The organism is Enterobacter sp. MGH120 (assembly GCF_001037725.1).
GTDB classification, from domain to species: domain Bacteria; phylum Pseudomonadota; class Gammaproteobacteria; order Enterobacterales; family Enterobacteriaceae; genus Enterobacter; species Enterobacter hormaechei_C.
In genome coordinates this window covers 1,439,707-1,464,252 of the sequence record NZ_KQ089940.1, presented here as the reverse complement: position 1 = coordinate 1,464,252, position 24,546 = coordinate 1,439,707, and the positions used below count along the sequence as shown (strand labels likewise).

The window sequence follows — 24,546 nt, the reverse complement described above, 5'->3', positions numbered from 1 at the left end:
TGCAGCTTAAAACAGCAGCGATGACGAGGTGTCGAACGCCGCGCGGCGGCGTTTTTCGGCACTCATCTGTTCGAGCTTGTCGCGATCGACGCAGACCAGCGCATGCGTCGGACAGGCTTCCATACACGCCGGACCGGCATCGCGGTGGTAGCAGAGGTCACATTTATTGGCTTCGGCTTTCTCCGCGCGTACGCTCAGCCCGATACCGCTGTTGCGCACCACCGGGCGAACCACCACCTCCATCGCGCCATACGGACACGCCACCACACAGGTTTTGCACCCGATGCAGCGCTCCTGCATCACATGCACGAAGCCTTTCTCGCGCTTAATCGCCCCGTTCGGACAGACGTTGGCGCACGGCGCGTCTTCGCACTGGCGACAGATAGCGGCGGTAGAAATATTCACGCCTTTAATGACGTGGATGCGCGGCAGGAAGGTATCAGGGGTGAGAGAGGCGCAATCCTGCTCTGCCTGATGGGACACCACGCACGCCACTTCACAGGTACGGCAACCAATGCATTTGCTGGCATCGGCCATAATAAAACGGTTCATCTGCTTCTCCGGCATAACTGTTATGCGCGAAGCTATTCATAAACCGTGCCAATATTTAATGCATTGATTTTATAGGGAAATTTAAAAGAGAAGGATCTGTCATCGTCATTAGTGACGATGACAGATGTCGACGTCAGCGATGCGGGCCGTCAATGACGGAGTCGCGCAGGATAAGCTCGCCGGAGAAGGTTTGCTGAGGCTTAAACTCACCGCCGTCGAGCATGAAAATAAGACGGCTGATGGTCTCCTGAATCATCTCCGTTACCGGAATACGCACGCTGGAGAGGGACGGCACGATATAGGGCGCGATTGCCACGTCGTCAAAGCCGATGACGGACACTGCGCCCGGCGTGGAGACGCCGCTCTCGTGCAGCTGCCTGATGGCGCCAATCGCCATGTCGTCGTTACTCGCCACCAGCGCGGTAAACGTTTCGCCGCGGGTGAGCAACTGAGAGACCGCCGCCGCGCCGCTGGCCGGGTTCCACTTCCCTTCGGCGATCAGCGCGTCGCGAACTGCAATCCCGTGCTGCGCCAGCGCGTCCTTGTAGCCGGAAAGACGCTCCACCCCGGTGGGGGAATCCAGCGAACCGGTGATAAACGCAATCTCCCGGTGGCCTTTCTCAATCAGCTGCGATACCGCGTCCTGACACGACGCTTTATGATCGGACCAGACGCTGTGACTGCTGTTTTTCCGCAAACGGCGGTTGAGCACCATGATCGGCTGCTCGCATTTCTCAATGATCTCGTCCAGCGCTTCCACGCTCAGAAAACGCGGATAGATGATTACCGCGTCGCAGCGCATGTCGAGCAGGTACTGGATCGCCTCGCGCTCCTCTTCGGCGCTGTGCTTGCCGTCCGCCAGGATCAGCTGACGCCCCTTCTCTTCCGTCATCCGCGCGGCGTTAAACAGCAGCTCGCTAAAGTAGACCCCATGGTACAGGGTGTTCGTCACCACCAGCCCCAGAGTCTGGGTGCGTTTGGTCGCCAGGTTTCGCGCCAGCAGATTGGGGCGATACCCGCTCTCTTCGATGGCCTGAAACACGCGGTCTTTCGTCTCCTGGCTGACGTAACCGTTCCCCGACAGTACCCGGGAGACCGTCGCTTTTGATACGCCTGCCCGCTTCGCCACTTCCAGCATCGTGGTCATATTATTATTCCGTCTGAACCTGATGGGCGCAGTGTACTGCACCGCAGAAAAATTGTCGCAGCGGCGTTATCACGCTTTTTACGGCCACGAGTGATCGTCATCACGAAACGAAAAAATGCATAAAAAGTGGTCTTGTTTCATTAAAAGAAACTCATGATGATTATGTGAAACCGGTTTCCTACATTTCACACAACGATAACAGGATCACATCCGATGGCAAAAAATTACGCTGCGCTGGCGACCGACGTCGTTAGCGCGCTGGGCGGCAAAGAGAACATCGTCGCCGTCACCCACTGTATGACGCGACTGCGCTTCGTCCTGAAAGACGAAAGTCTCACCGACGCCGCACGCCTGAAAAGCATCAGCGGCGTGCTCGGCGTGGTGCGCAACGACAACCAGTGTCAGGTGATCATCGGCAACACCGTGTCCCAGGCATACCGTGAAGTGGTGAGCCTGCTGCCCGCTAACCTGCAACCTGCCGTAGCGGAAGGTCCACAGAAGCTCACGCTGCGCCGGATTGGCGCCGGGATCCTCGACGCGCTGATCGGCACCATGTCTCCGCTGATCCCGGCGATCATCGGCGGGTCGATGGTCAAGCTGCTGGCGATGATCCTTGAGATGACCGGCGTGCTGGGCAAAGGCGACCCGACGCTGACGATCCTGACCGTTATCGGCGATGGCGCGTTCTTCTTCCTGCCGCTGATGGTGGCGGCGTCCGCGGCGGTGAAGTTCAAAACCAACATGTCGCTGGCAATCGCCATCGCGGGCGTTCTGGTTCACCCGAGCTTTATCGAGCTGATGGCGAAAGCCGCGCAGGGCGAGCACGTTGAGTTCGCCTTCATTCCGGTGACGGCGGTGAAATACACCTACACGGTGATCCCCGCCCTGGTGATGACCTGGTGCCTGTCATACATCGAACGCTGGGTGGATCGCATTACCCCGGCGGTGACCAAAAACTTCCTCAAGCCGATGCTGATCGTGCTGATTGCCGCCCCGCTCGCCATCGTACTGATTGGCCCGCTCGGGATCTGGATCGGCAGCGCCATCTCCGCGCTGGTCTACACCATTCACGGCTATCTGGGCTGGCTCTCCGTTGCCATTATGGGCGCGCTGTGGCCGCTGCTGGTGATGACCGGGATGCACCGCGTGTTTACGCCGACCATCATCCAGACCATTGCCGAAACGGGCAAAGAAGGGATGGTGATGCCGTCGGAGATCGGCGCCAACCTGTCGCTCGGCGGTTCGTCGCTGGCGGTGGCGTGGAAAACCAAAAATCCGGAGCTGCGCCAGACGGCGCTGGCCGCGGCGGCCTCCGCCATCATGGCGGGGATCTCTGAACCGGCCCTGTACGGCGTAGCGGTACGCCTGAAGCGTCCGCTGATTGCGAGCCTGATCAGCGGCTTTATCTGCGGCGCGGTGGCAGGCATGGCAGGCCTTGCCAGCCATTCGATGGCGGCGCCGGGGCTGTTTACCAGCGTGCAGTTCTTCGACCCGGCCAACCCGATGACCATCGTCTGGGTGTTTGGCGTGATGGGTCTGGCGGTAGTGCTGTCGTTTGTGCTAACCCTGCTGTTAGGGTTTGAGGATATCCCGGTAGAAGACGAAGCCGAAAAAGCACGCGCCCTGCAAACCGCACCGGTACAGAACAAAGCAGCAGAAGCATAAACTGAAAGCGAGGTAAGAATGTCTGTTTTTCCACAAGGATTTTTATGGGGCGGCGCGCTTGCCGCCAACCAGAGTGAAGGGGCTTACCGTGAAGGCGGCAAAGGACTGACGACGGTCGACATGATCCCCCACGGCGCAAACCGTCTGGCGGTAAAAGTCGGCAAGGAAAAACGGTTTTCGTTGCGGGACGACGAATTCTACCCGAGCCACGAGGCGATTGATTTTTACCATCGCTACAAAGAAGACATCGCCCTGATGGCGGAGATGGGCTTTACGGTGTTCCGCACCTCGATTGCCTGGAGCCGCCTCTACCCGAACGGCGACGAACCGCTGCCGAATCAGGAAGGCATTGCCTTCTACCGCGCGGTGTTCGAGGAGTGTAAAAAGTACAACATCGAGCCGCTGGTGACGCTCTGCCACTTCGACGTGCCGATGCACCTGGTGACGGAGTACGGCTCCTGGCGCAACCGTAAGATGGTGGATTTCTTCGCCCGCTACGCCCGCACCTGCTTCGAGGCGTTTAACGGGCTGGTGAAATACTGGCTGACCTTCAACGAAATCAACATCATGCTGCACAGCCCGTTCTCCGGCGCGGGGCTGGTATTTGAAGAAGGTGAAAACGAAGATCAGGTGAAATACCAGGCCGCGCACCACGAGCTGGTGGCGAGCGCGCTGGCGACCAAAATCGCCCACGAGGTGAACCCGGAAAACCACGTCGGCTGCATGCTGGCGGGCGGCAATTTCTACCCGTACTCCTGCAAGCCGGAAGACGTGTGGATGGCGCTGGAGAAAGACCGCGAGAACCTGTTCTTTATCGACGTGCAGGCGCGCGGCAGCTATCCGGCTTACTCTGCCCGCGTGTTCCGCGAGAAAGGCGTGGTGATTGTGAAAGACCCGGGCGACGATGAACTGCTGAAAAACACCGTCGACTTTGTCTCGTTCAGCTATTACGCCTCGCGCTGCGCGTCGGCGGACATGAACGCGGGAAACACCAGCGCGGCGAACATCGTGAAGTCCCTGCGCAACCCGCACATTCAGGTGAGCGAATGGGGCTGGGGCATTGACCCGCTCGGCCTGCGCATCACCATGAACATGATGTACGACCGCTACCAGAAGCCGCTGTTCCTGGTGGAAAACGGCCTTGGAGCGAAGGACGTCATTGATGAAAACGGCGAGATCAACGACGACTACCGAATCAGCTACCTGCGCGAGCATATTCGCGCGATGGCTGATGCGATTGAGGACGGCGTACCGCTGCTGGGCTACACCACCTGGGGCTGCATTGACCTTGTCTCGGCCTCAACGGGGGAAATGAGCAAGCGCTACGGGTTTGTGTACGTCGAACGGGACGACGCCGGGAACGGCACGCTGGACCGCAAGCGCAAGAAATCATTCTGGTGGTATAAGAAGGTGATTGCGAGTAACGGGGGGGATCTGGAGTAGCCTGTTGCCCTCACCCCAGCCCTCTCCCACAGGGAGAGGGGGATGGGTTTGGTAGGCCGGGTAAGGCGAAGCCGCCACCCGGCACTGCTCAGAGCTGAGAAAATCCCCCATCCCCAACCCACCCGGCAAGCCGTGAATAGACCACGTCCACCGCCTCTTTCACCGGCGGCGTCATCGGGTAATAGAACCCGACAATGTCCGGCTGAATCCCCAGAAACAGCACCTCACCCACGTCGTCTTTAATCTGATCGACCAGGTAGTTCAGCGGCATATTGTGCGTCGTCATCATAAACATTTCGGCGATGTCGTCCGGGTCAATCAGGCGGATCTCACCGGGGTTGAGCCCCATATCGGTGGCATCAACGATTAACAGCCTGTCCGGGCGCAGCTCGCGAATGGCCACCACGTCGTTTTCCGGCGCGCTGCCGCCGTCAATCACCACCCAACTGCCCGGCGGGTTTGCGGCGCACAGTTCCGCCAGCAGCGGACCCGCGCCGTCGTCGCCCATCATGCTGTTGCCGACACACAGTAAAACGTCAGTCACGTAATCTCCTCACCATCAGGTAGATGGCGCTCTCCTGATGAATATCGTGCAGCATGCTAAGCAGCGTTTTGCTCCACGCCTGCTGCTCGGGGGTTTGCCTGCTCAGCGCCTCGTCAAAGGCGTTGGCGAGCATCGCAATGTGGTTGGCATCGATGACGATCTCGCCGTATTTCGGCACGCCCTCCATCTTGCGCCGCGCCGTGCTGCCCTCCTCCAGCGTGGCGATCCACGCCAGGTAATCGGCCCACGGGCAGCTCAGCGCCGCCTCCAGGCAGTCGATCACCCCTAGGTGATGCCCAATCGCCAGGCTGTAATAGACCACCTGCTGCGCCGCAGCCGGCGTGGCATCGTTCTCATCAATAAACTTACGGCTCAGCTGGCTGAACACCACCGTTTCACTCATCGGATACGCGCCTCATCCACGATGCTGTTCAGGTTCGCCACGATCTCATTGAGTCGCGGATCGTTTTCCGCCTCCAGCCAGCGCGCCACCTGATGGTCGCCCTGGCTCAGCAGGCGCAGATAATCGTCGGCAATCTGGCGGCCATAGCGATAGCCCGCCAGTTTCCGCGCCGTGCGGTCAACCTTCACCCGCAGCGGCTGCACCATGTCCGGGTGCAGAATGGCGGCAGGCTGGTTGTCCAGCTCGCCCGGCTCGCGGGCGTGGATTTTTTGCTCCAGCAGGCCGAGCGCCATCGCAAAGCCGTACAGCGTCGCGGCAGGCGTTGGCGGACAGCCTGGAATGTAAACATCAACCGGCACGATTTTGTCGGTGCCGCCCCAGACGCAGTACAGGTCGTGGAAGATGCCGCCGCTGTTGCCGCAGGCACCGTACGAGATGCAGATTTTCGGGTCCGGCGCGGACTGCCAGGCGCGCAGCGCGGGGGATCGCATGGCGCGGGTGACGGCCCCGGTAAACAGCAGAATGTCCGCATGGCGCGGAGACGGCACCACTTTGATGCCGAAGCGCTCGGCGTCAAACAGCGGTGACAGCGTGGCGAAGATCTCAATCTCGCAGCCGTTGCAGCCGCCGCAGTCCACGCGGTAGACGTAGGCCGAGCGTTTGATTTTTTTCAGCAGCGACGCCTTCATGCTGGCGATGGATTCGTCCACCGTCATCGGCACAGGAATGCCGTTAGCATCGCGCGGGCCCAGTAGGTTTTCCATCAGCTGGCCTCTCTCATATGGCGGGTGATATCAATACGGTCGGACGGCAGCAGGCACTTCTGACGCTTGCACTCCGGGCAGGTTTCGAAGTTTTCGCGGTGATGCTCCGCGCGGACGTCGCCGTTGTGCTTCAGCAGCGCGATGGCGTAGTCGATCTCTTTTTGCACGGCGAACGGACGCTTGCAGACGCGGCAGTTGCACAGCGCAAAGCGCGACTGCTGGAGGAAGTCCTCTTTTTTCCACACCGCCAGCTCGTACTCCTGAGACAGGCGAATGGCCACCGTCGGGCAGACCTCCTCGCAGCGGCCGCAGAAGATGCAGCGCCCGAGGTTAAACTGCCAGGCCAGCTCGCCGGTTTTCAGGTCCGTTTCCACCGTTAAGGCATTCGACGGGCAGGCGTTGACGCAGGCCGCGCAGCCGATGCACTGCTGCGGATTGTGCTCCGGCTTGCCGCGAAAGTTTTTATCCACCGGCATCGGCTCCAGCGGATAGCTGCTGGTCTGCGTGCCGGTTTTGATCACTTTTTTGATAAAGGTAAACATGGCGAGTCCTTATTTCAGCGGCGAGTTTTTACGCTCAATGCTGTAGCGCTCAAGCTCTTTGTACGGCACCACCTGGCTTTTCTTCTTGCGCACGTCCACGACGGTCATGCGGTCGGTGCAGGAGTAGCACGGGTCGAGGCTGCCGATGATCAGCGGCGCATCGGAAACCGTGTTGCCGCGCAGCATGTAGCGCAGGGTTGGCCAGTTGGCGTAGGTGGCCGCGCGGCAGCGCCAGCGGTAGAGCTTCTGGTTGTCGCCGGTCATGCTCCAGTGGATGTCGTCCCCGCGCGGCGCTTCGGCAAAGCCGAGGGCAAAGCGGTTTGGAATGTAGGTGAAGCCTTCCACCATCAGCGGGCCGCCCGGCAGATTATCGAGGCCGTAGTCGATCATGTTCAGCGCGGTGAATACCTCGTTGATGCGCACCTTCAGGCGGGAGATGACGTCGCAGCCCTGCTCGCTGTGCACGGTCATCGGCAGCAGGCCGTAGCCGACGAACGGGTGATCGGCGCGGGTATCGCGGGCGTGGCCGCTGGCGCGCACCATCGGACCGACGTTGCTGAAGTCGCGGGCGATTTCCGGATCAAGACGACCGATGCCGACGGTGCGCTGCTCGATGTTGGGCGTGCTGAGCAGCATATTCACCAGCTCCTGCACGTCCCGCCGCATCTGCTGCGCCAGCTGGCGGGTCTGGATCATGTCGTCTTTCAGCAGGTCGCGGCGGATCCCGCCGATCAGGTTCAGGCCGTAGGTTTTACGCGCCCCGGTAAGGATCTCCGCCATCTTCATCGACGCCTCGCGCACGCGGAAGAACTGCATAAACCCGGAGTCAAAGCCAACGAAGTGGCAGGCCAGGCCGAGGTTCAGCAGGTGCGAGTGCAGGCGCTCCACCTCCAGCAGAATGGCGCGGATCATCTGCGCGCGTTCCGGCACCACGATCCCCATGCCGTTTTCCACCGAGGTGGTGTAGGCGGTGCTGTGGGCAAAGCCGCAGATGCCGCACACGCGGTCAGAGAGGAATGTGACTTCGTTGTAGCCCATGCGGGTCTCCGCCAGCTTCTCCATGCCGCGGTGGACGTAGAACAGGCGGTAGTCGGCGTCGATAATGTTCTCGCCGTCGACGAACAGGCGGAAGTGGCCCGGTTCGTCGGAGGTAACGTGCAGCGGGCCAATCGGCACCACGTTATTCTTCTTGCTGCCCAGCTCGTTGATGAACTCGTAGGTTTCGCTGTCGGTGGTCGGGGCCGGGCGCTGGCGGTAGTCCATGCTGTCCTTGCGCAGCGGATAGAGTTCATCCGGCCAGTCGTCCGGCAGCACCAGGCGACGCTCGTCAGGCAGGCCAACCGGCACCAGACCATACATGTCGCGCACTTCGCGCTCGCCCCAGACGGCGGCAGGCACGCGCGGCGTGACGGAGGGGTATTCCGGCTTGTTCGGGTCGACTTCGACGCGCACGGTGAGCCAGCACTTCTCCCCCTGCTCCATCGACATCACGTAGTACACCGCATAGTTGCCACACAGCTGACGCTCGTCGTTGCCGAACAGCACTGACAGCCAGCCGCCCTGCTGGTAATAGAGAAACTCCACCACTTCCGGCAGATAGTTCACCTTAATGGTGACGGTGATCTGGTCTTTGGTTTGCCAGGACTCCTCCAGCACCACGCCCGGGAAAGCCTGATGCAACGCGGCGAGATACTGCTGACCTTTCTTTTCTTCAGACATAAACACTCTCTTTAATCACGCCACCAGCAAGGAGACGAACGCTAAAAATGCAAAACCAAAACCGGCCCAGGTGATGCGTGACGTTTCGACAAAACGCAGGCGCGCCATGCTGTTTTCAAACAGGGCAATCACCAGCACGCCGATAAGCAGCTTGAGCACAGCCACCACCACGGCCAGCAGCAGGCCGCCCGCAGAGAAGTGCGTCATCTGCCCCCACGGGAAGAAAACGCCGACGAACATCTGCAACACCACCAGCTGCTTGAGGCTGATGCCCCACTTCAGCACCGCAAAGCCGTAGCCGCTGTATTCGGTGAGCGGCCCCTCCTGTAATTCCTGCTCCGCTTCCGCGAGATCGAACGGCAACTTGCCCATCTCGATAAAGGTGGCGAACGCGCAGGCGCAGAGCGCCAGCACCAGCGGGAGAGAACGTGAAACCGGCCAGTGGTAAACGGTGTCGGTGATAAAACTGATATGGGTCGAGCCTGCAACCTGCGCGGCGACCCACAGCCCCAGCAGCAGAATTGGCTCAACCAGCACGCCGAGCATCGCCTCGCGGCTGGCGCCGATACCCGTAAACGGGCTGCCGGTATCCAGACCCGCAATCGCAAAGAAGAAACGCGCGATGGCGAAGAGGTAGATCAGCGTAATCAGATCGCCCAGCACCGGCAGCGGCGAGCCCACCGTCACCACCGGCAGCGCGGTGGCGATGGTCAGCATCACGCCCACCATCACAAACGGCGTCAGGCGGAACACCCAGCCTGCGGCGTCCGGCGCGACGCTCTGACGGGAAAGCAGTTTGAAGAGATCGCGGTACTCCTGGAGCACGCCAGGTCCGCGACGGTTGTGCAGCCGGGCGCGCGCCACGCGCGTGATGCCCGACAGCAGCGGCGCGGCGGCGAACAGCACCAGCGCCTGAAGAATTGCCAGTAACAGACTCATGTCAGGCTCCTCGTGAAATGACAATCACCACCAGCACCGCCAGCTCGATCAGCGCCAGGCGGCGGAACAGCACGGGCACGGCGGCACCCTGCCAGCCCGGCACCCAGCCCACCGGGTTCAGCCAGTGGCGCAGCTTCAGCACGGCGGCGAAGTTCTCCTTCACCGGCATAGCGAAACCGTGGGCGGTGATGACCATCGACTGCTCATGTTCGTAGCCGCAGGCCCACGCCGCGCCGCGCGAGCGGGAGGCGAGACGGTCGCGTCTGAAGAACAGCATCAGCACGAACGGCAGGAGCGGCGCGGCAATCAGCAGCAGCGCCATCATCGGCTGGGAAACGACGGTATGCGCCGTGACCAGCGGCAGCGGAATGGCGTGGCCCAGCAGCGGCAGCAGCCACGGCGCGGCGACGCCGCCCGCGATGCAGCACAGCGCCAGTGCGACCACGCTTACGCCCATCAGTAGCGGTGCGCAGCAGGCGTTCTCAGCCTCACGCGTACGCGGTGCGCCCAGGAAGGTGACTCCGTAAACCTTCGCCATACACATCACCGCCAGCGCGCCGGTGATCGCCAGGCCCACCGCCAGCAGCGGGCCGAGTAAACGCCCGATAAACGCCTCGCTCTGGCCGAGGGCGAAGAAGGACTGATAAATCACCCACTCGCCGGCAAAGCCGTTCAGCGGCGGCAGCGCAGCCATCGCCATCAGCCCGACCAGCATCGCCAGCGAAATGACGGGCATTTTTTTGCCAATCCCGCCGAGCTTTTCAATATCGCGGTGCCCGGTGCGGAACCAGACGCTGCCCGCACCGAGGAACAGGGTGCTTTTAAACAGACTGTGGTTGATAAGGTGATACAGACCGCCAATAAACCCGGCGGCAATCAGCGCCGGCTGGTTGAGCGCCAGCCCGGTGACGCCCGCGCCCATGCCGAGCAGGATAATCCCGATGTTCTCCAGGGTGTGGTACGCCAGCAGACGCTGGATGTTGTGCTCCATCAGCGCGTACAGCCCGCCGACGAACGCGGTGATCATCCCTGCAATCAGCAGCGCCACGCCCCACCACAGCGGCGGCTGACCGCCCGTCAGGGTTATCATCAGGATGCCGAACAGACCGACCTTCATCACCACGGTGGAGAACAGCGCAGCGGCCGGGGCTGAGGCATTGGCATGCGCCTGCGGCACCCAGCCGTGCAGCGGGATTATCCCGGCCAGCAGGCCAAAACCAACTACGCCCAACGTCCAGACGTCGTTGCCCAGCGGCTGGCCGTTAAGCATGGCAAAATCCAGCGTGCCGAAACGCTGCCACACCAGCCAGCAGGCCAGCGCCAGCAGCAGCGTGCCGAGACGTCCGAGCGCAAACCACAGCTTGCCGGAGGCGCTGCATCCGGTCAGGAACACGCCGCACAGGGCCATGATTTCTGCCATCACCACCAGCGCGCCGAGGTTGCTGGCGATAACGGTACAGACCGCGGCGGCCATCAACAGGTTAACCAGCAGGCCGTTGGCTTTGGTGTGCTGATGTCGGTGCCAGTCGATATTAAACAGGCTGATAAACAGCCCGCACAGGCCAAAGGTTATCAGCCAGATGGCGTTCAGCGGCGTAAGCTCAACGGCGTGGTGAATCAGCGGGATGAGGGTGTCAACAGACTGGCCGTCGATCAGGACAACCCCGCCCGCCGCCAGCGTCATCAGGCTGCCGACCGCCCCGCCGATACCGGCGATCACCCCGCTCAGCGTTTTATGGAAGGAGAGAAGCAGCGCCAGGACAGCGGCGGCGGCAAACCAGGCCACACCGCTGGTCATCATAACTATCGCGTTCATTTCGCCCCCTCGTTAAGCGCCCGCAGCAGCGAAAGATCGCCAACGTCGGTATTGATGGTCAGCTCGCGCTTGCGTTTGCTGGTGCGAGCGATGTCGCGGATGTTGACCAGGACCAGCGCCCGGGTCGGGCAGGTCCGCACGCAGGCCGGACCCTGCTCATCGAAGCTGCACAGATCGCACTTCACCGCAACGGCGCGAATGCCCGGCACCCAGTCCAGCAGCGTACTCACGCGTGCCGGAGCCGGTGGCGCAGGCGGCGCTTTCGCAGTATTAGCATTCGCCGGAATATGCAGCGGGCGGCTGCCTGAAAACTCAATGGCGCCGAACGGACAGGCGATGCCGCACAGCTTGCAGCTCACGCACAGGCTTTCGTTCAGCTGTACCGCGCCGTCAACGCGGGTGATGGCATTGACAGGACAGACGCCCGCGCACGGAGCGTCTTCACAGTGGTGACAGAGCTGCGGGGCAGACTCTTTCTCATTACGCATGACGCGCAGGCGCGGCATGGACTGTAGCCCGTGCAGGCGGTGCGTTTCCGAGCACGCCGCCTCACAGGTCCGACAGCCAATACAGACCGTCGAGTCAGCAATTACAAAACGGTTCACCGGGTCATCCTCTGGTGATAGTCATTTTTGACGAAAAAAACTGTCTTATCGACACTTCTCGACACTCGCTTTTCAGGCCACGTTCGCGGAGGATTTTCCGTCGATCAGCTGTTTCAGGTTGACTGGCCGATCGTGCTCAACGGCGGCGTAGAGGCCGTTATAAACCGGCGCGATTTTCTCCAGATAGTGCTCCAGCACCTGCTGGCGATCGCGGTTGCTGACATGACCGTCCACCATGCCGTCCGCCATCAGCTGCGCCCGGGCGATGCAGTGCCTGTCGCCCTCTTTCGTCTCGACGTAGTACTCAATCGTGTGGCTGTTGAAGGTCTCCGCCAGGGTGACGTAAATCGTAAAGTGACCGAACAGGACAAAACGCATATCCCCCTGCGCCGCACAGCTCATGGCGTGATGCAGATGGGCCTTCGACAGCGTAATCCCCTGGATCAGTGAATTGCAGTACAGGTGCCATTGCTCCTGGAGCTGCTGATGACGTTGCGCGATGTAATCCGCTTTTTCGCTAATTTCCCAAATAGTCATAAAAGGTATCCGGTTAATGGAGTTAGCGGCTGTTAAGCAGATTTCGTGCCAGTTTTTAATTTATTGATTTAAATGGATTTTAAAGAGAAGCGCACTGTCATCGCCGCGGTGTCGACGTGTCATTTCGACAGCGTTGACATCGTCACGCCATAACGCAAATCAAGCTGGCACCGTTATTGCATTGAAGGGGCAATTCATTAAGGAGGCGTCATGCACGAAATTACCCTCTGCCAGCGGGCACTGGAACTTATCGAACAGCAGGCAGTGCAAAACCACGCGAAACGCGTCACCGGCGTCTGGCTGAAGGTCGGGGCGTTTTCCTGCGTCGAGACCAGCGCCCTCACCTTCTGTTTTGAGCTGGTATGCCGCGGCACGCTGGCGGAAGGCTGCGAGCTGCATATTGAAGAGCAGCAGGCAGAGTGCTGGTGCGAGCAGTGTCAGGAGTACGTCACGCTGCTGTCATCGAAGGTGCAGCGCTGTCCGCAGTGCCAGAGCAGCGGGCTGCGCATCGTGGCGGATGACGGTATGCAGATCCAACGCCTCGAAATCGAGAAGGAGTAATGTATGTGTAGTACCTGCGGTTGCGCTGAAGGCAACCTGTATATAGAAGGGGATGAACACCGTCCCCACTCCGCGTTTCGCTCCGCGCCCTTTTCCCCTGCCCCGCGTCCCGCGGCGGCACTGACCGGCATCACCTTTGCCCCGCAGCGTTCCGACGCGGGCGACCTCCATTACGGCCATGGCGAAGCGGGTACGCACGCGCCGGGCATCAGCCAGCGCCAGATGCTGGAGGTGGAGATCAACGTGCTGGACAAGAATAACCAGCTCGCCGCCCGCAATCGCGCCCGCTTTGCCGCGCGCGAACAGCTGGTGCTGAACCTGGTCTCCAGCCCCGGCTCCGGTAAAACCACGCTGCTGACCGAAACCCTTAAACGTCTGAACGAACACGTCTCCTGCGCCGTAATCGAAGGCGACCAGCAAACGGTAAACGACGCCGCGCGCATCCGCGAAACCGGTACGCCTGCGATTCAGGTCAACACCGGGAAAGGGTGCCACCTGGACGCGCAGATGATTGCCGACGCCGCCCCGCGCCTGCCGCTGGCGGATAACGGTATCCTGTTTATTGAAAACGTCGGCAACCTGGTCTGCCCGGCAAGCTTCGACCTCGGCGAGCGGCATAAAGTGGCGGTGCTCTCCGTGACCGAAGGGGAAGACAAGCCGCTGAAATATCCGCATATGTTTGCCGCCGCCTCCCTCATGCTGCTGAACAAGGTCGACCTGCTGCCGTACCTGAATTTCGACGTGGATAAGTGCCTGGCTTACGCCCGGGAAGTGAACCCGGACATTGAGATCCTGCTGGTTTCCGCCACGCGCGGCGACGGGATGGACGCCTGGCTGAACTGGCTGGAGAACGAACGATGTGCATAGGCGTCCCCGGACAAATTCATTCCATCGACGGCAATCAGGCCAAAGTGGAAGTCTGCGGCATCCTGCGCGATGTCGACCTGACGCTGGTAGGCAGCCACGATGAGACCGGCGCAACGCGTCTAGGCCAGTGGGTGCTGGTCCACGTGGGTTTTGCCATGAGCGTGATTAATGAGGAAGAAGCCCGCGACACGCTGGATGCGCTACAGAATATGTTTGACGTCGAGCCGGACGTGGGCGCCCTGCTGTATGGTGAGGAGCGATAACACATGCGTTACGTTGATGAATATCGCGCGCCGGAGCAGGTGTTGCAGCTTATCGATCGCCTGAAAACCCGCGCCTCGCTGCTGGACTACACGAAAGAAAAACCGCTGCGGATCATGGAGGTGTGCGGCGGACACACCCACGCCATCTTTAAATTTGGCCTCGACCAGCTGCTGCCGGAGAACATCGAGTTTATCCACGGCCCCGGCTGCCCGGTGTGCGTGCTGCCGATGGGGCGCATCGACAGCTGTATCGACATCGCCAGCCGCCCCGGTGTGATTTTTTGCACCTTTGGCGACGCCATGCGTGTTCCGGGAAAAAATGGCTCGCTGCTCCAGGCGAAGGCGCGCGGCGCGGACGTGCGGATCGTCTACTCACCGATGGATGCCCTGACGCTGGCGATGGCTAATCCTGAGCGTAAGGTCGTCTTTTTCGGGCTGGGTTTTGAAACCACCATGCCCGCCACCGCCATTACCCTCCAGCAGGCGAAAGCCCGCAACGTCACAAACTTTTACTTTTTCTGCCAGCACATCACGCTTATTCCCACGCTGCGCAGCCTGCTTGAAGCGCCGGATAACGGTATCGACGCGTTTCTGGCGCCGGGCCACGTCAGCATGGTGATCGGCACAGAAGCCTACGGTTTTATCGCTGAACAGTACAATCGTCCGTTAGTGGTGGCTGGTTTCGAGCCACTTGATCTACTGCAAGGCGTGACCATGCTGGTTGAGCAGAAAATAGCGGCCCTGAGTGCGGTGGAAAATCAGTATCGTCGCGTGGTGCCCGATGCAGGTAACAGACGGGCACAGCAGGCCATAGCCGACGTGTTTAGCGTCGAAGGCGACAGCGAGTGGCGCGGACTGGGGCTGATTGCCGAATCCGGCGTGCACCTGACGCCCACGTATCGCGCCTTCGACGCCGAAGCGCATTTCCGCCCGCAACCGCAGCAGGTGTGCGACGATCCCCGCGCCCGCTGTGGCGACGTACTCACCGGCAAATGCAAACCTCATCACTGCCCGTTATTTGGCAACGCCTGTAACCCGCAAACCGCGTTTGGCGCGCTGATGGTCTCTTCCGAAGGGGCATGCGCCGCGTGGTATCACTATCGCAACCAGGAGTGTGAAGCATGAACACGGTGGAAATGGCGCACGGAAGCGGTGGACAGGCGATGCAGCAGTTGATTAACCGGCTGTTCATGGACGCCTTTAATAACCCCTGGCTCGCCGAGCAGGAAGATCAGGCGCGTATTGACCTCGCGGCCCTGACCGCCCACGGTGACAGGCTGGCGTTCTCTACCGACAGCTACGTGATTGACCCGCTGTTCTTCCCGGGCGGCGATATCGGCAAGCTCGCCGTCTGCGGCACGGCAAACGACGTCGCCGTCAGCGGCGCGATCCCCCGCTACCTCTCCTGCGGGTTTATCCTCGAAGAAGGGTTACCGATGGAGACGCTCACGGCGGTAGTCAACAGCATGGCGCACACCGCCCGCGAGGCGGGGATCGCCATCGTCACCGGGGATACCAAGGTGGTGCAGCGCGGCGCGGCGGATAAGCTCTTCATCAACACCGCCGGGATGGGGGCGATCCCCGCCGACATTCACTGGGGCGCGCAGCAGCTTTGCGCAGGCGACGTGCTGATTGTCAGCGGCACGCTGGGCTGCCACGGGGCAACCATCCTGAACCTGCGCGAAGGCCTGGGGCTGGGCGGGGAACTTCGCAGTGACTGTGCGGTACTCACGCCGCTGATCCAGACGCTGCGCGACATGCCGGGCGTAAAAGCCCTGCGCGACGCCACACGGGGCGGCGTGAATGCCGTCGTGCACGAGTTCGCGGCAAGCTGCGGCTGCGGAATGGAGCTGACCGAGCGCGGCCTGCCCGTTAAGCCCGCCGTACGTGGGCTGTGCGAGCTATTAGGGCTAGACCCGCTTAACTTTGCCAACGAGGGCAAGCTGGTGATCGGCGTGGAACGCGCGGCGGCGGAAGCCGTACTTGCACAGCTGCGCGCGCATCCTTTAGGGAAAGACGCGGCCATCATCGGCGACGTGGTTGAGCGCAAAGGGGTGCGCCTGACCGGGCTTTACGGCGTGAAGCGCACGCTGGATCTGCCGCACGCTGAACCGTTACCCCGAATTTGCTAGACCGCGCCAAAAGCGGTCAGCGCTGAATTTCTCTTTTTGCCAGTTTCTATTGGAAAGCAACAATGCCGTATACACCGATGAGCGATCTTGGACAGCAGGGCCTGTTTGACATCACGCGCACACTTTTACAACAGCCCGATCTCGGCGCGCTGAGCGATGCCCTGACGCGGCTGGTCAGGCAATCAGCGCTGGCGGACAGCGCCGCCATTGTGCTCTGGCATAGCGCAACCCACCGCGCGAGCTATTTCTCAACGCGTGATAACGGCAAAATCTTCGAATATGAAGATGAAACGTTTCTGGCCCACGGCCCGGTGCGGCGTATCCTCTCCCGCCCGGAAGCGCTGCACTGCAATTTTGACCAGTTTCGCCAGGCCTGGCCGAAGCTGGCAGAGAGCAATCTTTACCACCCGTTCGGCCACTACAGCATGCTGCCGCTGGCGGTGGAAGGGCAAATTTTTGGCGGCTGCGAGTTTATCCGCGATACCGACCAGCCCTGGAGCGAGGCGGAGTACGAACGCCTGCACACCTTTACCCAGATTGTGGCCGTTGTCGCGGAGCAGATCCAAAGCCGCGTCACCAATAACGTGGACTACGACCTGCTGAGCCGCGAGCGCGATAACTTCCGCATTCTGGTTGCCATCACCAACGCCGTGCTCTCCCGCCTGGACATGGATGAGCTGGTCAGCGAAGTGTCAAAAGAGATCCATCACTATTTTAAAATCGATGCCATCAGCATTGCGCTACGCGGCAACCGGAAAGGCAAGCTGAACATCTACTCCACCCACTACCTTGATGAAGCCAACCCGGCGCACGAGCAGAGCGAAGTGGACGAAGCGGGAACGCTGTCCGAGCGGGTATTTAAAAGCAAAGAGATCCTGCTGCTCAATCTCAATGAACAGGATCCGGTAGCCCCCTACGAGCGGATGTTGTTCAACACCTGGGGCAACAAGATCCAGACCCTGTGCCTGCTGCCGCTGATGTCCGGCAACACCATGCTCGGCGTGCTTAAACTGGCGCAGTGCGATGAAGCCGTATTTACCACCGCCAACCTGAAGCTGCTGCGCCAGATCGCCGAGCGTATCTCCATTGCGCTGGATAACGCCCTCGCCTATCAGGAGATCCATCGCCTGAAGGAGCGGCTGGTGGACGAAAACCTGGCGCTGACCGAGCAGCTCAACAACGTGGACAGCGAGTTTGGCGAAATCATCGGACGCAGCGATGCCATGTACAGCGTCCTTAAGCAGGTGGAAATGGTGGCGCAGAGCGACAGCACGGTGCTGATCCTCGGTGAAACCGGTACCGGGAAAGAGCTGATTGCCCGGGCGATCCACAACCTGAGCAACCGCAATAGCCGCCGGATGGTGAAGATGAACTGCGCGGCGATGCCTGCGGGCTTACTGGAAAGCGACCTGTTCGGCCACGAGCGCGGCGCCTTTACCGGCGCCAGCAGCCAGCGGCTGGGCCGTTTTGAACTGGCGGATAAAAGCTCGTTGTTCCTCGACGAAGTGGGCGATATGCCGCTGGAGCTTCAGCCCAAGCTGCTGCGCGTTTTGCAGGAGCAGGAGTTCGAGCGCCTCGGCAGCAACAAGCTGATCCAGACCGACGTGCGTCTGATTGCCGCCACCAATCGCGATCTGAAAAAAATGGTCGCCGACCGCGAGTTTCGCAGCGATCTTTACTATCGCCTGAACGTCTTCCCGATCTGCCTGCCGCCGCTGCGCGAGCGCCCGGAAGATATTCCGCTGCTGGTGAAAGCCTTTACCGCGAAGATTGCCCGCCGGATGGGGCGAAATATCGACAGTATTCCTGCCGAAACGCTACGCACACTCTCGGCGATGGAGTGGCCGGGGAACGTGCGCGAGCTGGAAAACGTCATTGAACGCGCGGTCCTGCTGACCCGCGGGAACGTGCTCCAGCTCTCCCTGCCAGAGGTTACTCTCTCTGAAACGACCGTGACCGCAACCGAGCTTGCGAAAGAGGGAGAAGATGAATATCAGCTCATTATGCGAGTGCTGAAGGAGACCAACGGCGTGGTAGCCGGACCGAAAGGTGCGGCGCAACGGCTGGGGCTGAAGCGTACCACCCTGCTCTCGCGCATGAAGCGTCTGGGAATCGATAAAGAGAGTCTGAATTAACCCGTCATTCCGGCGACGTCGCCCTGCGCGTAATTTGTCGCCCACTGCGGCGCGGAGCCGGTTATTTTTTGGGCCGATACTTTTCGGGTAATTCCGGAACCGGACGGCGATCGTCGATCAGATGACGGATGGTCAGAATCGGATGGCGCCATAACATACGTGGCCCTGCCCAGCGCATCACCTGCTTCATCTCTTCCCGTCGGGCGGGCTGATAACAGTGCACAGGGCACTGTTTGCAGGCAGGTTTTTCCTCACCAAACACGCATTTATCCAGCCGCTTATCGGCATAAGCCTTGAGCGCCGAATAGTGCCCCTCTTCTTTTATGGCGTGCGGACACCTGTTTTCGTACAGGGCGATCATTCTGGCGATCGTCTTTTTTTCTCGTGAAATACGTTTACCGGACATAACGTCATCCTCAACAATAAAGTGCATTTATAATACCCTTTTATCCGCACATTTTCAGTCATTGCATTCCATTTTCTGAAGCGCCCTTCCAGAATTACCCCGCCCCCCGCTGCGTTTTACTGGTATTTTATACAGGCATAAATAACCACCTTTGACCGCATTCACCGGAGCGCTTATGCAAGAGATCGCGATCGCCAAACCCTATCGTCACTTGAAAGTGGGTTACTTCAGAAAACGTCATGAAGACCGTAAAACGAAAATTCCAAAACGCTACAGCGTACACGCAGCGCTGAGCCTGAAAGGCGACTGGCTTGAGCAAGCGGGATTTACCACCAACTCGCAGGTTCGGGTGGGCGTCGAGCACGGGAAAATCATTATTGAATTAATGGTGGAAGATGCCTCGTAAAGTCGTGACTTTTTTCTGCGCCGCACCTTTTTTTCATGCGACAATAGAAGGAACAATCGGCCATTGAGCCGCTCAAAGCGTAATATTTTCAAAGAAATGGATATCATAACTCCATGAGCACAATCGACAATTTCGACGCGCATACGCCAATGATGCAGCAGTACCTGAAGCTGAAGGCACAGCATCCGGAAATTTTGCTGTTTTACCGTATGGGCGATTTTTACGAGCTTTTTTATGACGATGCGAAACGTGCGTCTCAGCTGCTCGACATTTCCCTGACGAAACGTGGCGCGTCAGCAGGCGAGCCCATCCCGATGGCAGGTATCCCGCATCACGCGGTTGAAAACTATCTGGCGAAGCTGGTGAACCAGGGTGAGTCTGTCGCTATCTGCGAACAAATTGGCGACCCGGCCACGTCGAAAGGCCCCGTTGAGCGCAAGGTCGTACGCATCGTGACGCCGGGAACCATCAGCGATGAGGCCCTGCTTCAGGAGCGCCAGGATAACCTGCTGGCGGCGATCTGGCAGGACGGTAAAGGGTTTGGCTACGCCACGCTGGATATCAGCTCCGGTCGTTTTCGCCTGAGTGAACCGGCTGACCGTGAAACCATGGCGGCTGAACTACAGCGCACCAATCCGGCAGAACTGCTTTATGCAGAGGATTTCGCCGAGACGGCGCTGATTGAAGGTCGCCGCGGCCTGCGTCGTCGCCCACTGTGGGAGTTCGAAATTGATACCGCGCGCCAGCAGCTGAACCTGCAATTTGGCACGCGAGATTTGATTGGCTTTGGCGTAGAAAACGCCCCGCGCGGGCTGTGTGCCGCAGGCTGCCTGTTGCAGTACGTTAAGGATACGCAGCGTACCGCCCTGCCCCATATCCGTTCCATTACCATGGAGCGTCAGCAGGACAGCATCATCATGGATGCCGCCACGCGCCGCAACCTGGAGATCACTCAGAACCTCGCTGGCGGCATGGAAAATACGCTGGCGTCGGTTCTCGACAGCACGGTTACCCCCATGGGCAGCCGTATGCTCAAACGCTGGCTGCATATGCCGATCCGCAATACCGACACGCTGATCGGCCGCCAGCAAACCATTGCCGCATTGCAGGATCGTTACACCGACTTGCAGCCGGTGCTGCGTCAGGTGGGTGATCTTGAGCGTATCCTGGCGCGCCTGGCACTGCGCACCGCGCGTCCACGCGATCTTGCCCGTATGCGTCACGCGTTCCAGCAGTTGCCGGAACTGCGTGCTCAGTTGGGAGAGATCGACAGCGCGCCAGTGCAGAAGCTGCGCGAAACCATGGGCGAATTTACCGAGCTTCGCGAACTGCTGGAACGCGCCATCATTGATGCGCCGCCTGTTCTGGTGCGGGATGGCGGGGTTATTGCTCCGGGTTACAACGAAGAGCTGGACGAATGGCGTGCGCTGGCCGATGGCGCGACGGATTATCTGGATAAGCTGGAAATCCGCGAGCGTGAACGTCTGGGGCTCGACACCCTGAAAGTCGGCTACAACGCGGTACACGGTTACTATATCCAGATCAGCCGTGGGCAGAGCCACCTGGCACCTATTCACTACGTTCGCCGCCAGACGCTGAAAAATGCCGAGCGCTACATTATTCCCGAGCTGAAAGAGTACGAAGACAAAGTGCTCACGTCGAAAGGTAAAGCGCTGGCGCTGGAGAAACAGCTGTATGACGAGCTGTTCGACATCCTGATGCCGCACCTGGCTGACCTGCAACTGAGCGCCGCTGCGCTGGCCGAGCTGGATGTCCTGGTAAACCTGGCCGAGCGCGCCGATACGCTGAATTACACCTGTCCGACCTTTACTGACAAACCCGGCATTCGCATTACCGAAGGCCGCCACCCGGTGGTTGAGCAGGTGCTGAACGAACCGTTTATTGCCAACCCGTTGAACCTGTCACCGCAGCGAAGAATGCTGATCATTACCGGCCCCAACATGGGCGGTAAAAGCACCTATATGCGCCAGACAGCCCTTATCGCGCTGCTCGCCTACATCGGCAGCTACGTTCCGGCGCAGAAGGTTGAGATTGGCCCTATCGACCGTATCTTCACCCGTGTGGGTGCGGCGGACGATCTGGCGAGCGGTCGCTCTACCTTTATGGTCGAGATGACCGAAACCGCCAACATTCTGCATAACGCGACAGAGAACAGTCTGGTGTTGATGGACGAAGTAGGACGCGGTACCTCCACCTATGACGGCCTGTCCCTGGCCTGGGCGTGCGCGGAAAGTCTGGCAAATAAAATCAAGGCGCTGACGCTGTTCGCAACGCACTATTTCGAACTGACACAGCTGCCAGAGAAAATGGAAGGCGTGGCTAACGTCCACCTTGATGCGCTTGAGCACGGCGACACCATCGCCTTTATGCACACGGTGCAGGACGGCGCGGCAAGCAAGAGTTATGGCCTGGCCGTCGCGGCGCTGGCGGGCGTGCCGAAAGAGGTGATCAAGCGCGCGCGTCAGAAACTGCGTGAGCTGGAAAGTTTGTCACCGAATGCGGCGGCGACGCAGATAGATGGTACGCAGATGTCACTGCTGGCGGTCCCGGAAGAGACCTCTCCGGCCGTGGAAGCGCTGGAAAATCTCGACCCGGATTCCCTGACGCCGCGACAGGCGCTGGAGTGGATTTATCGGTTGAAGAGTCTGGTTTAGTTCTCTGCGGTCTTTTTTGCCGGGTGGCGGCTTCGCCTTACCCGGCCTACAAAACCCGTAGGCCCGGTAAGCGTAGCGCCACCGGGCAAAGGACCGCACAATATTATCGCCCGGTAAGCGCAGCCGCCACCGGGCTTTTTTTACAGCAGCGGCGGGATCGTCGGCACCTGCGGCGCCTTATCAATATCCTTCTGCGTCATGCGGAACGCTTCCGGGTAATGCTCGCGGCTGGTACGGCGCAGCGGTTCGGTATCGCGCCAGGTATACAGACAGTGCTGACACTGGTATACCGTCCAGACACCTTTCACCGGTGATGTTGCCATCACTTCAATATGTTCATCGGCACAACGTGGACAAATCATTTTTTCCTCCTTATTGACGTGCCGCCAGCATCGCGGTCAGTTTTTCGGCCCAGGCTTTGGTTTCAGGGAGATCCTGTACCGGCTGGCTGTAGTGACCACGGTTGTCCGGGGCAACAGGGGTGGTGGCATCAATGATCAGCTTGTCAGTGATCCCCGCCGGGCTGGAGCCGGGGTCAAGCTCGAGCACAGACATATTCGGTAGCTGTACCAGATCGCCTGCCGGATTGACCTTCGATGACAGCGCCCACATCACCTGCGGCAGGTTAAACGGATCGACATCTTCATCCACCATAATCACCATCTTCACGTAACCCAGACCGTGTGGCGTAGTCATGGCGCGGAGCCCGACCGCACGGGCAAAACCGCCGTAACGCTTTTTAGTGGAGATAATCGCCAGCAGACCGTGGGTGTACATGGCGTTTACCGCCTGCACTTCCGGGAATTCCGCCTTCAGCTGCTGATAGAGCGGTACGCAGGTGGCGGGCCCCATCAGATAATCAATTTCGGTCCACGGCATGCCCAGGTAGAGAGATTCGAAAATCGGTTTGGTGCGGTAAGAAACTTTGTCGATACGCACAACCGTCATGTTGCGCCCGCCGGAGTAGTGCCCGGTAAACTCGCCGAACGGCCCTTCAATTTCACGTTTCCGGCCTTCAATCACCCCTTCGAGGATCACTTCCGACCCCCACGGCACATCGAAACCGGTCAGCGGAGCCGTCGCAATCGGATACGGGCTTTCGCGTAGCGCGCCGGCCATCTCATACTCGGATTGATCGTATTTCAGCGGCGTGGCGCCCATCAGGGTGATGATCGGATCGTTACCCAGCGTAATGGCAATTGGCAGGTCTTCGCCGCGCTCTTCTGCCTTATGCAGATGCAACGCAATATCGTGCATCGGCACCGGTTGCAGGCCGAGCTTACGCTTGCCCTTCACTTCCATACGATAGATCCCGACGTTCTGCTTGCCGAAGTGATCGGGGTCGAGCGGATCGCGGGAGACAACGCATGCTTTATCGAGATAAAAGCCCCCGTCACCGTCGTTCAGGCGGAACAGCGGCAGAATGTCGAACAGGTTAATGTCTTCCCCGTCCACCGTGTTCTGCGCCCAGGCCGGGTTTGCACGACGCTCTGGCGCGACGGGAAATTTGTCCCAGCGACGAATAAACTCGTCGATCTGTTTTTTCACCGGGGTATTCGCCGGCAGCCCCATCGAAATAGCGTGGTTTTGCCACGAGCCGATAGTGTTCATCACCACACGGGCATCGGTGAAACCGCGAATATTATCGAACCACAGCGCAGGCGCGCCATCGCCAATGCGCCCGGTAGCGTTGGCGGCCGCCGCTAAATCCGGCTCAGCGTTTACCTCTTCCTCAATTTTCAGCAGCTGCCCTTGCTCATCGAGCGCCTGCAAGAAGCTTCTCAAATCATCAAATGCCATCTTTATTCTCCTGTGAAAAATGTTTCGCTGCCTGCAAACCTTCCCAGCGTCGGGCTTTTTTATGCTCCAGACCGAACTGGTCGAGAACGCGGGTCACGATATGCTGGGTAATGTCATCGGCGGTTTGCGGGTGGTTGTAGTACGCAGGCATAGGCGGCACCATCGCCACGCCCATGCGGGAAAGGGCAAGCATGTTCTCGAGATGGATGGTGCTGAGCGGCGTCTCACGGGGAACCAGCACCAGCTTGCGTCCCTCTTTCAGCACCACGTCTGCCGCACGCCCTACCAGCCCTTCGGCGTAGCCCGCGCGGATACCCGCCAGCGTTTTCATGCTGCACGGGATGACGATCATGCCGTCGGTGCGAAACGAGCCGGAGGAGATGGTGGCAGCCTGATCGGCCGGGCTATGGACGACATCCGCCAGGGCAGCAACGTCATGCGCAGTGAAGGGCGTTTCCAGCTCAATCGTGGTTTTTGCCCACTTCGACATCACCAGATGCGTTTCCACCTCCGGCATTTCCCGCAGCGCCTGCAACAACGCCACGCCTAATGGCGCACCCGTTGCGCCCGTCATTCCCACAATCAATCTCATTCAGCACCTCAATTAGTTTGTTCGTATACGAAC

25 protein-coding genes are annotated in these 24,546 nt (G+C 59.9%); 10 read left to right on the top strand and 15 right to left on the bottom strand.

Translation table 11 applies throughout. The features are described from left to right. Positions 1-6 precede the first annotated feature (6 nt). Both hydN and SK54_RS06955 read right to left on the bottom strand, forming a co-directional pair. The gene (hydN, locus tag SK54_RS06960) at positions 7-552 is read right to left on the bottom strand and encodes an electron transport protein HydN (RefSeq protein WP_017382793.1); all 546 of its coding nucleotides are present in this window, start codon (positions 550-552) and stop codon (positions 7-9) included. Positions 553-685: 133 nt separating this feature from the next. Further along, positions 686-1,723, bottom strand: coding sequence for a LacI family DNA-binding transcriptional regulator (locus SK54_RS06955; RefSeq protein WP_332622756.1), 1,038 nt, complete (start codon positions 1,721-1,723; stop codon positions 686-688). 189 nt (positions 1,724-1,912) lie between these two features. Here SK54_RS06955 and ascF point away from each other — a divergent pair, with 189 nt between their 5' ends. Both ascF and SK54_RS06945 read left to right on the top strand, forming a co-directional pair. Then, on the top strand, positions 1,913-3,364 hold the full coding sequence (ascF, locus tag SK54_RS06950; RefSeq protein ID WP_017382795.1) for a PTS cellobiose/arbutin/salicin transporter subunit IIBC: 1,452 nt from the start codon (positions 1,913-1,915) through the stop codon (positions 3,362-3,364). Positions 3,365-3,382: 18 nt separating this feature from the next. Next, on the top strand, positions 3,383-4,807 hold the full coding sequence (locus SK54_RS06945) for a 6-phospho-beta-glucosidase (RefSeq protein WP_017692779.1): 1,425 nt from the start codon (positions 3,383-3,385) through the stop codon (positions 4,805-4,807). Between the two features lie 88 nt (positions 4,808-4,895). Here SK54_RS06945 and hycI read toward each other — a convergent pair whose 3' ends face one another. The 9 genes from hycI to hycA form a co-directional block, all read right to left on the bottom strand. Continuing rightward, positions 4,896-5,351: a hydrogenase maturation peptidase HycI gene (gene hycI / locus SK54_RS06940; protein WP_023295326.1), complete on the bottom strand. Its 456-nt coding sequence runs from the start codon at positions 5,349-5,351 to the stop codon at positions 4,896-4,898. Beyond that, positions 5,344-5,754 (bottom strand): formate hydrogenlyase maturation HycH family protein, encoded by a 411-nt coding sequence (locus SK54_RS06935; protein WP_017382798.1) that lies wholly within the window; start codon positions 5,752-5,754, stop codon positions 5,344-5,346. Before SK54_RS06935 ends, hycI begins: the two co-directional genes overlap by 8 nt. Next, positions 5,751-6,518, bottom strand: coding sequence for an NADH-quinone oxidoreductase subunit B family protein (locus SK54_RS06930; protein WP_023295327.1), 768 nt, complete (start codon positions 6,516-6,518; stop codon positions 5,751-5,753). The genes SK54_RS06935 and SK54_RS06930 overlap by 4 nt, the downstream gene beginning before the upstream one ends. Further along, positions 6,518-7,060, bottom strand: coding sequence for a formate hydrogenlyase complex iron-sulfur subunit (locus tag SK54_RS06925; RefSeq protein WP_023295328.1), 543 nt, complete (start codon positions 7,058-7,060; stop codon positions 6,518-6,520). Before SK54_RS06925 ends, SK54_RS06930 begins: the two co-directional genes overlap by 1 nt. Positions 7,061-7,069: 9 nt before the next feature. After that, a complete protein-coding gene (gene hycE, locus SK54_RS06920; protein ID WP_023295329.1) occupies positions 7,070-8,779 on the bottom strand; it encodes a formate hydrogenlyase subunit HycE in 1,710 nt (569 codons plus the stop codon). Positions 8,780-8,794: 15 nt separating this feature from the next. After that, positions 8,795-9,718, bottom strand: a complete 924-nt coding sequence (locus SK54_RS06915) for a respiratory chain complex I subunit 1 family protein (protein WP_017382801.1) — start codon at positions 9,716-9,718, stop codon at positions 8,795-8,797. A 1-nt stretch (position 9,719) separates the two neighbouring features. Beyond that, positions 9,720-11,534 carry a formate hydrogenlyase subunit 3 gene (gene hycC, locus SK54_RS06910; protein WP_023304318.1) on the bottom strand — a complete coding sequence of 605 codons (1,815 nt, stop codon included), beginning with the start codon at positions 11,532-11,534 and terminating at the stop codon, positions 9,720-9,722. Beyond that, entirely contained in the window at positions 11,531-12,139 is a 609-nt protein-coding gene (locus SK54_RS06905) for a 4Fe-4S dicluster domain-containing protein (RefSeq protein WP_017382803.1), read from the bottom strand. Before SK54_RS06905 ends, hycC begins: the two co-directional genes overlap by 4 nt. A 72-nt stretch (positions 12,140-12,211) precedes the next feature. Continuing rightward, positions 12,212-12,676 (bottom strand): formate hydrogenlyase regulator HycA, encoded by a 465-nt coding sequence (gene hycA, locus SK54_RS06900; RefSeq protein WP_017382804.1) that lies wholly within the window; start codon positions 12,674-12,676, stop codon positions 12,212-12,214. 210 nt (positions 12,677-12,886) lie between these two features. On the opposite strand from hycA, the gene hypA reads away from it, so the two are divergent. From hypA to flhA, 6 genes are all read left to right on the top strand, one after another. Next, positions 12,887-13,237: a hydrogenase maturation nickel metallochaperone HypA gene (gene hypA / locus SK54_RS06895; RefSeq protein ID WP_006811742.1), complete on the top strand. Its 351-nt coding sequence runs from the start codon at positions 12,887-12,889 to the stop codon at positions 13,235-13,237. Between the two features lie 3 nt (positions 13,238-13,240). Beyond that, complete coding sequence (gene hypB, locus SK54_RS06890; protein ID WP_032671926.1) at positions 13,241-14,104, top strand: hydrogenase nickel incorporation protein HypB; 864 nt, start codon at positions 13,241-13,243, stop codon at positions 14,102-14,104. Beyond that, positions 14,095-14,367, top strand: a complete 273-nt coding sequence (locus tag SK54_RS06885; RefSeq protein ID WP_045141992.1) for a HypC/HybG/HupF family hydrogenase formation chaperone — start codon at positions 14,095-14,097, stop codon at positions 14,365-14,367. The genes hypB and SK54_RS06885 overlap by 10 nt, the downstream gene beginning before the upstream one ends. Positions 14,368-14,370: 3 nt before the next feature. Continuing rightward, positions 14,371-15,492, top strand: coding sequence for a hydrogenase formation protein HypD (gene hypD / locus SK54_RS06880; protein ID WP_032671927.1), 1,122 nt, complete (start codon positions 14,371-14,373; stop codon positions 15,490-15,492). Then, entirely contained in the window at positions 15,489-16,499 is a 1,011-nt protein-coding gene (hypE, locus tag SK54_RS06875) for a hydrogenase expression/formation protein HypE (protein ID WP_047745830.1), read from the top strand. The genes hypD and hypE overlap by 4 nt, the downstream gene beginning before the upstream one ends. Positions 16,500-16,561: 62 nt before the next feature. Next, on the top strand, positions 16,562-18,634 hold the full coding sequence (gene flhA / locus SK54_RS06870; protein WP_032669319.1) for a formate hydrogenlyase transcriptional activator FlhA: 2,073 nt from the start codon (positions 16,562-16,564) through the stop codon (positions 18,632-18,634). A gap of 61 nt (positions 18,635-18,695) precedes the next feature. On the opposite strand, the gene SK54_RS06865 is transcribed toward flhA, so the two are convergent. Continuing rightward, the gene (locus SK54_RS06865; RefSeq protein WP_022649174.1) at positions 18,696-19,040 is read right to left on the bottom strand and encodes a nitrous oxide-stimulated promoter family protein; all 345 of its coding nucleotides are present in this window, start codon (positions 19,038-19,040) and stop codon (positions 18,696-18,698) included. Between the two features lie 175 nt (positions 19,041-19,215). Between SK54_RS06865 and SK54_RS06860 the strand changes: the two genes are divergently transcribed. Next, complete coding sequence (locus SK54_RS06860) at positions 19,216-19,446, top strand: SymE family type I addiction module toxin (protein WP_017692767.1); 231 nt, start codon at positions 19,216-19,218, stop codon at positions 19,444-19,446. A gap of 113 nt (positions 19,447-19,559) precedes the next feature. Further along, positions 19,560-22,121: a DNA mismatch repair protein MutS gene (mutS, locus tag SK54_RS06855; protein WP_017692766.1), complete on the top strand. Its 2,562-nt coding sequence runs from the start codon at positions 19,560-19,562 to the stop codon at positions 22,119-22,121. A 140-nt stretch (positions 22,122-22,261) separates the two neighbouring features. On the opposite strand, the gene SK54_RS06850 is transcribed toward mutS, so the two are convergent. Genes SK54_RS06850 through SK54_RS06840 form a run of 3 tightly spaced genes read right to left on the bottom strand, consistent with a single transcriptional unit; the run spans position 22,262 to position 24,513 of the window. Beyond that, positions 22,262-22,483, bottom strand: a complete 222-nt coding sequence (locus SK54_RS06850; RefSeq protein ID WP_047745834.1) for a non-oxidative hydroxyarylic acid decarboxylases subunit D — start codon at positions 22,481-22,483, stop codon at positions 22,262-22,264. A 10-nt stretch (positions 22,484-22,493) separates the two neighbouring features. After that, on the bottom strand, positions 22,494-23,921 hold the full coding sequence (locus SK54_RS06845; RefSeq protein ID WP_015571702.1) for a non-oxidative hydroxyarylic acid decarboxylases subunit C: 1,428 nt from the start codon (positions 23,919-23,921) through the stop codon (positions 22,494-22,496). Next, on the bottom strand, positions 23,911-24,513 hold the full coding sequence (locus tag SK54_RS06840) for a non-oxidative hydroxyarylic acid decarboxylases subunit B (RefSeq protein ID WP_003862111.1): 603 nt from the start codon (positions 24,511-24,513) through the stop codon (positions 23,911-23,913). Before SK54_RS06840 ends, SK54_RS06845 begins: the two co-directional genes overlap by 11 nt. Positions 24,514-24,546 lie beyond the last annotated feature (33 nt).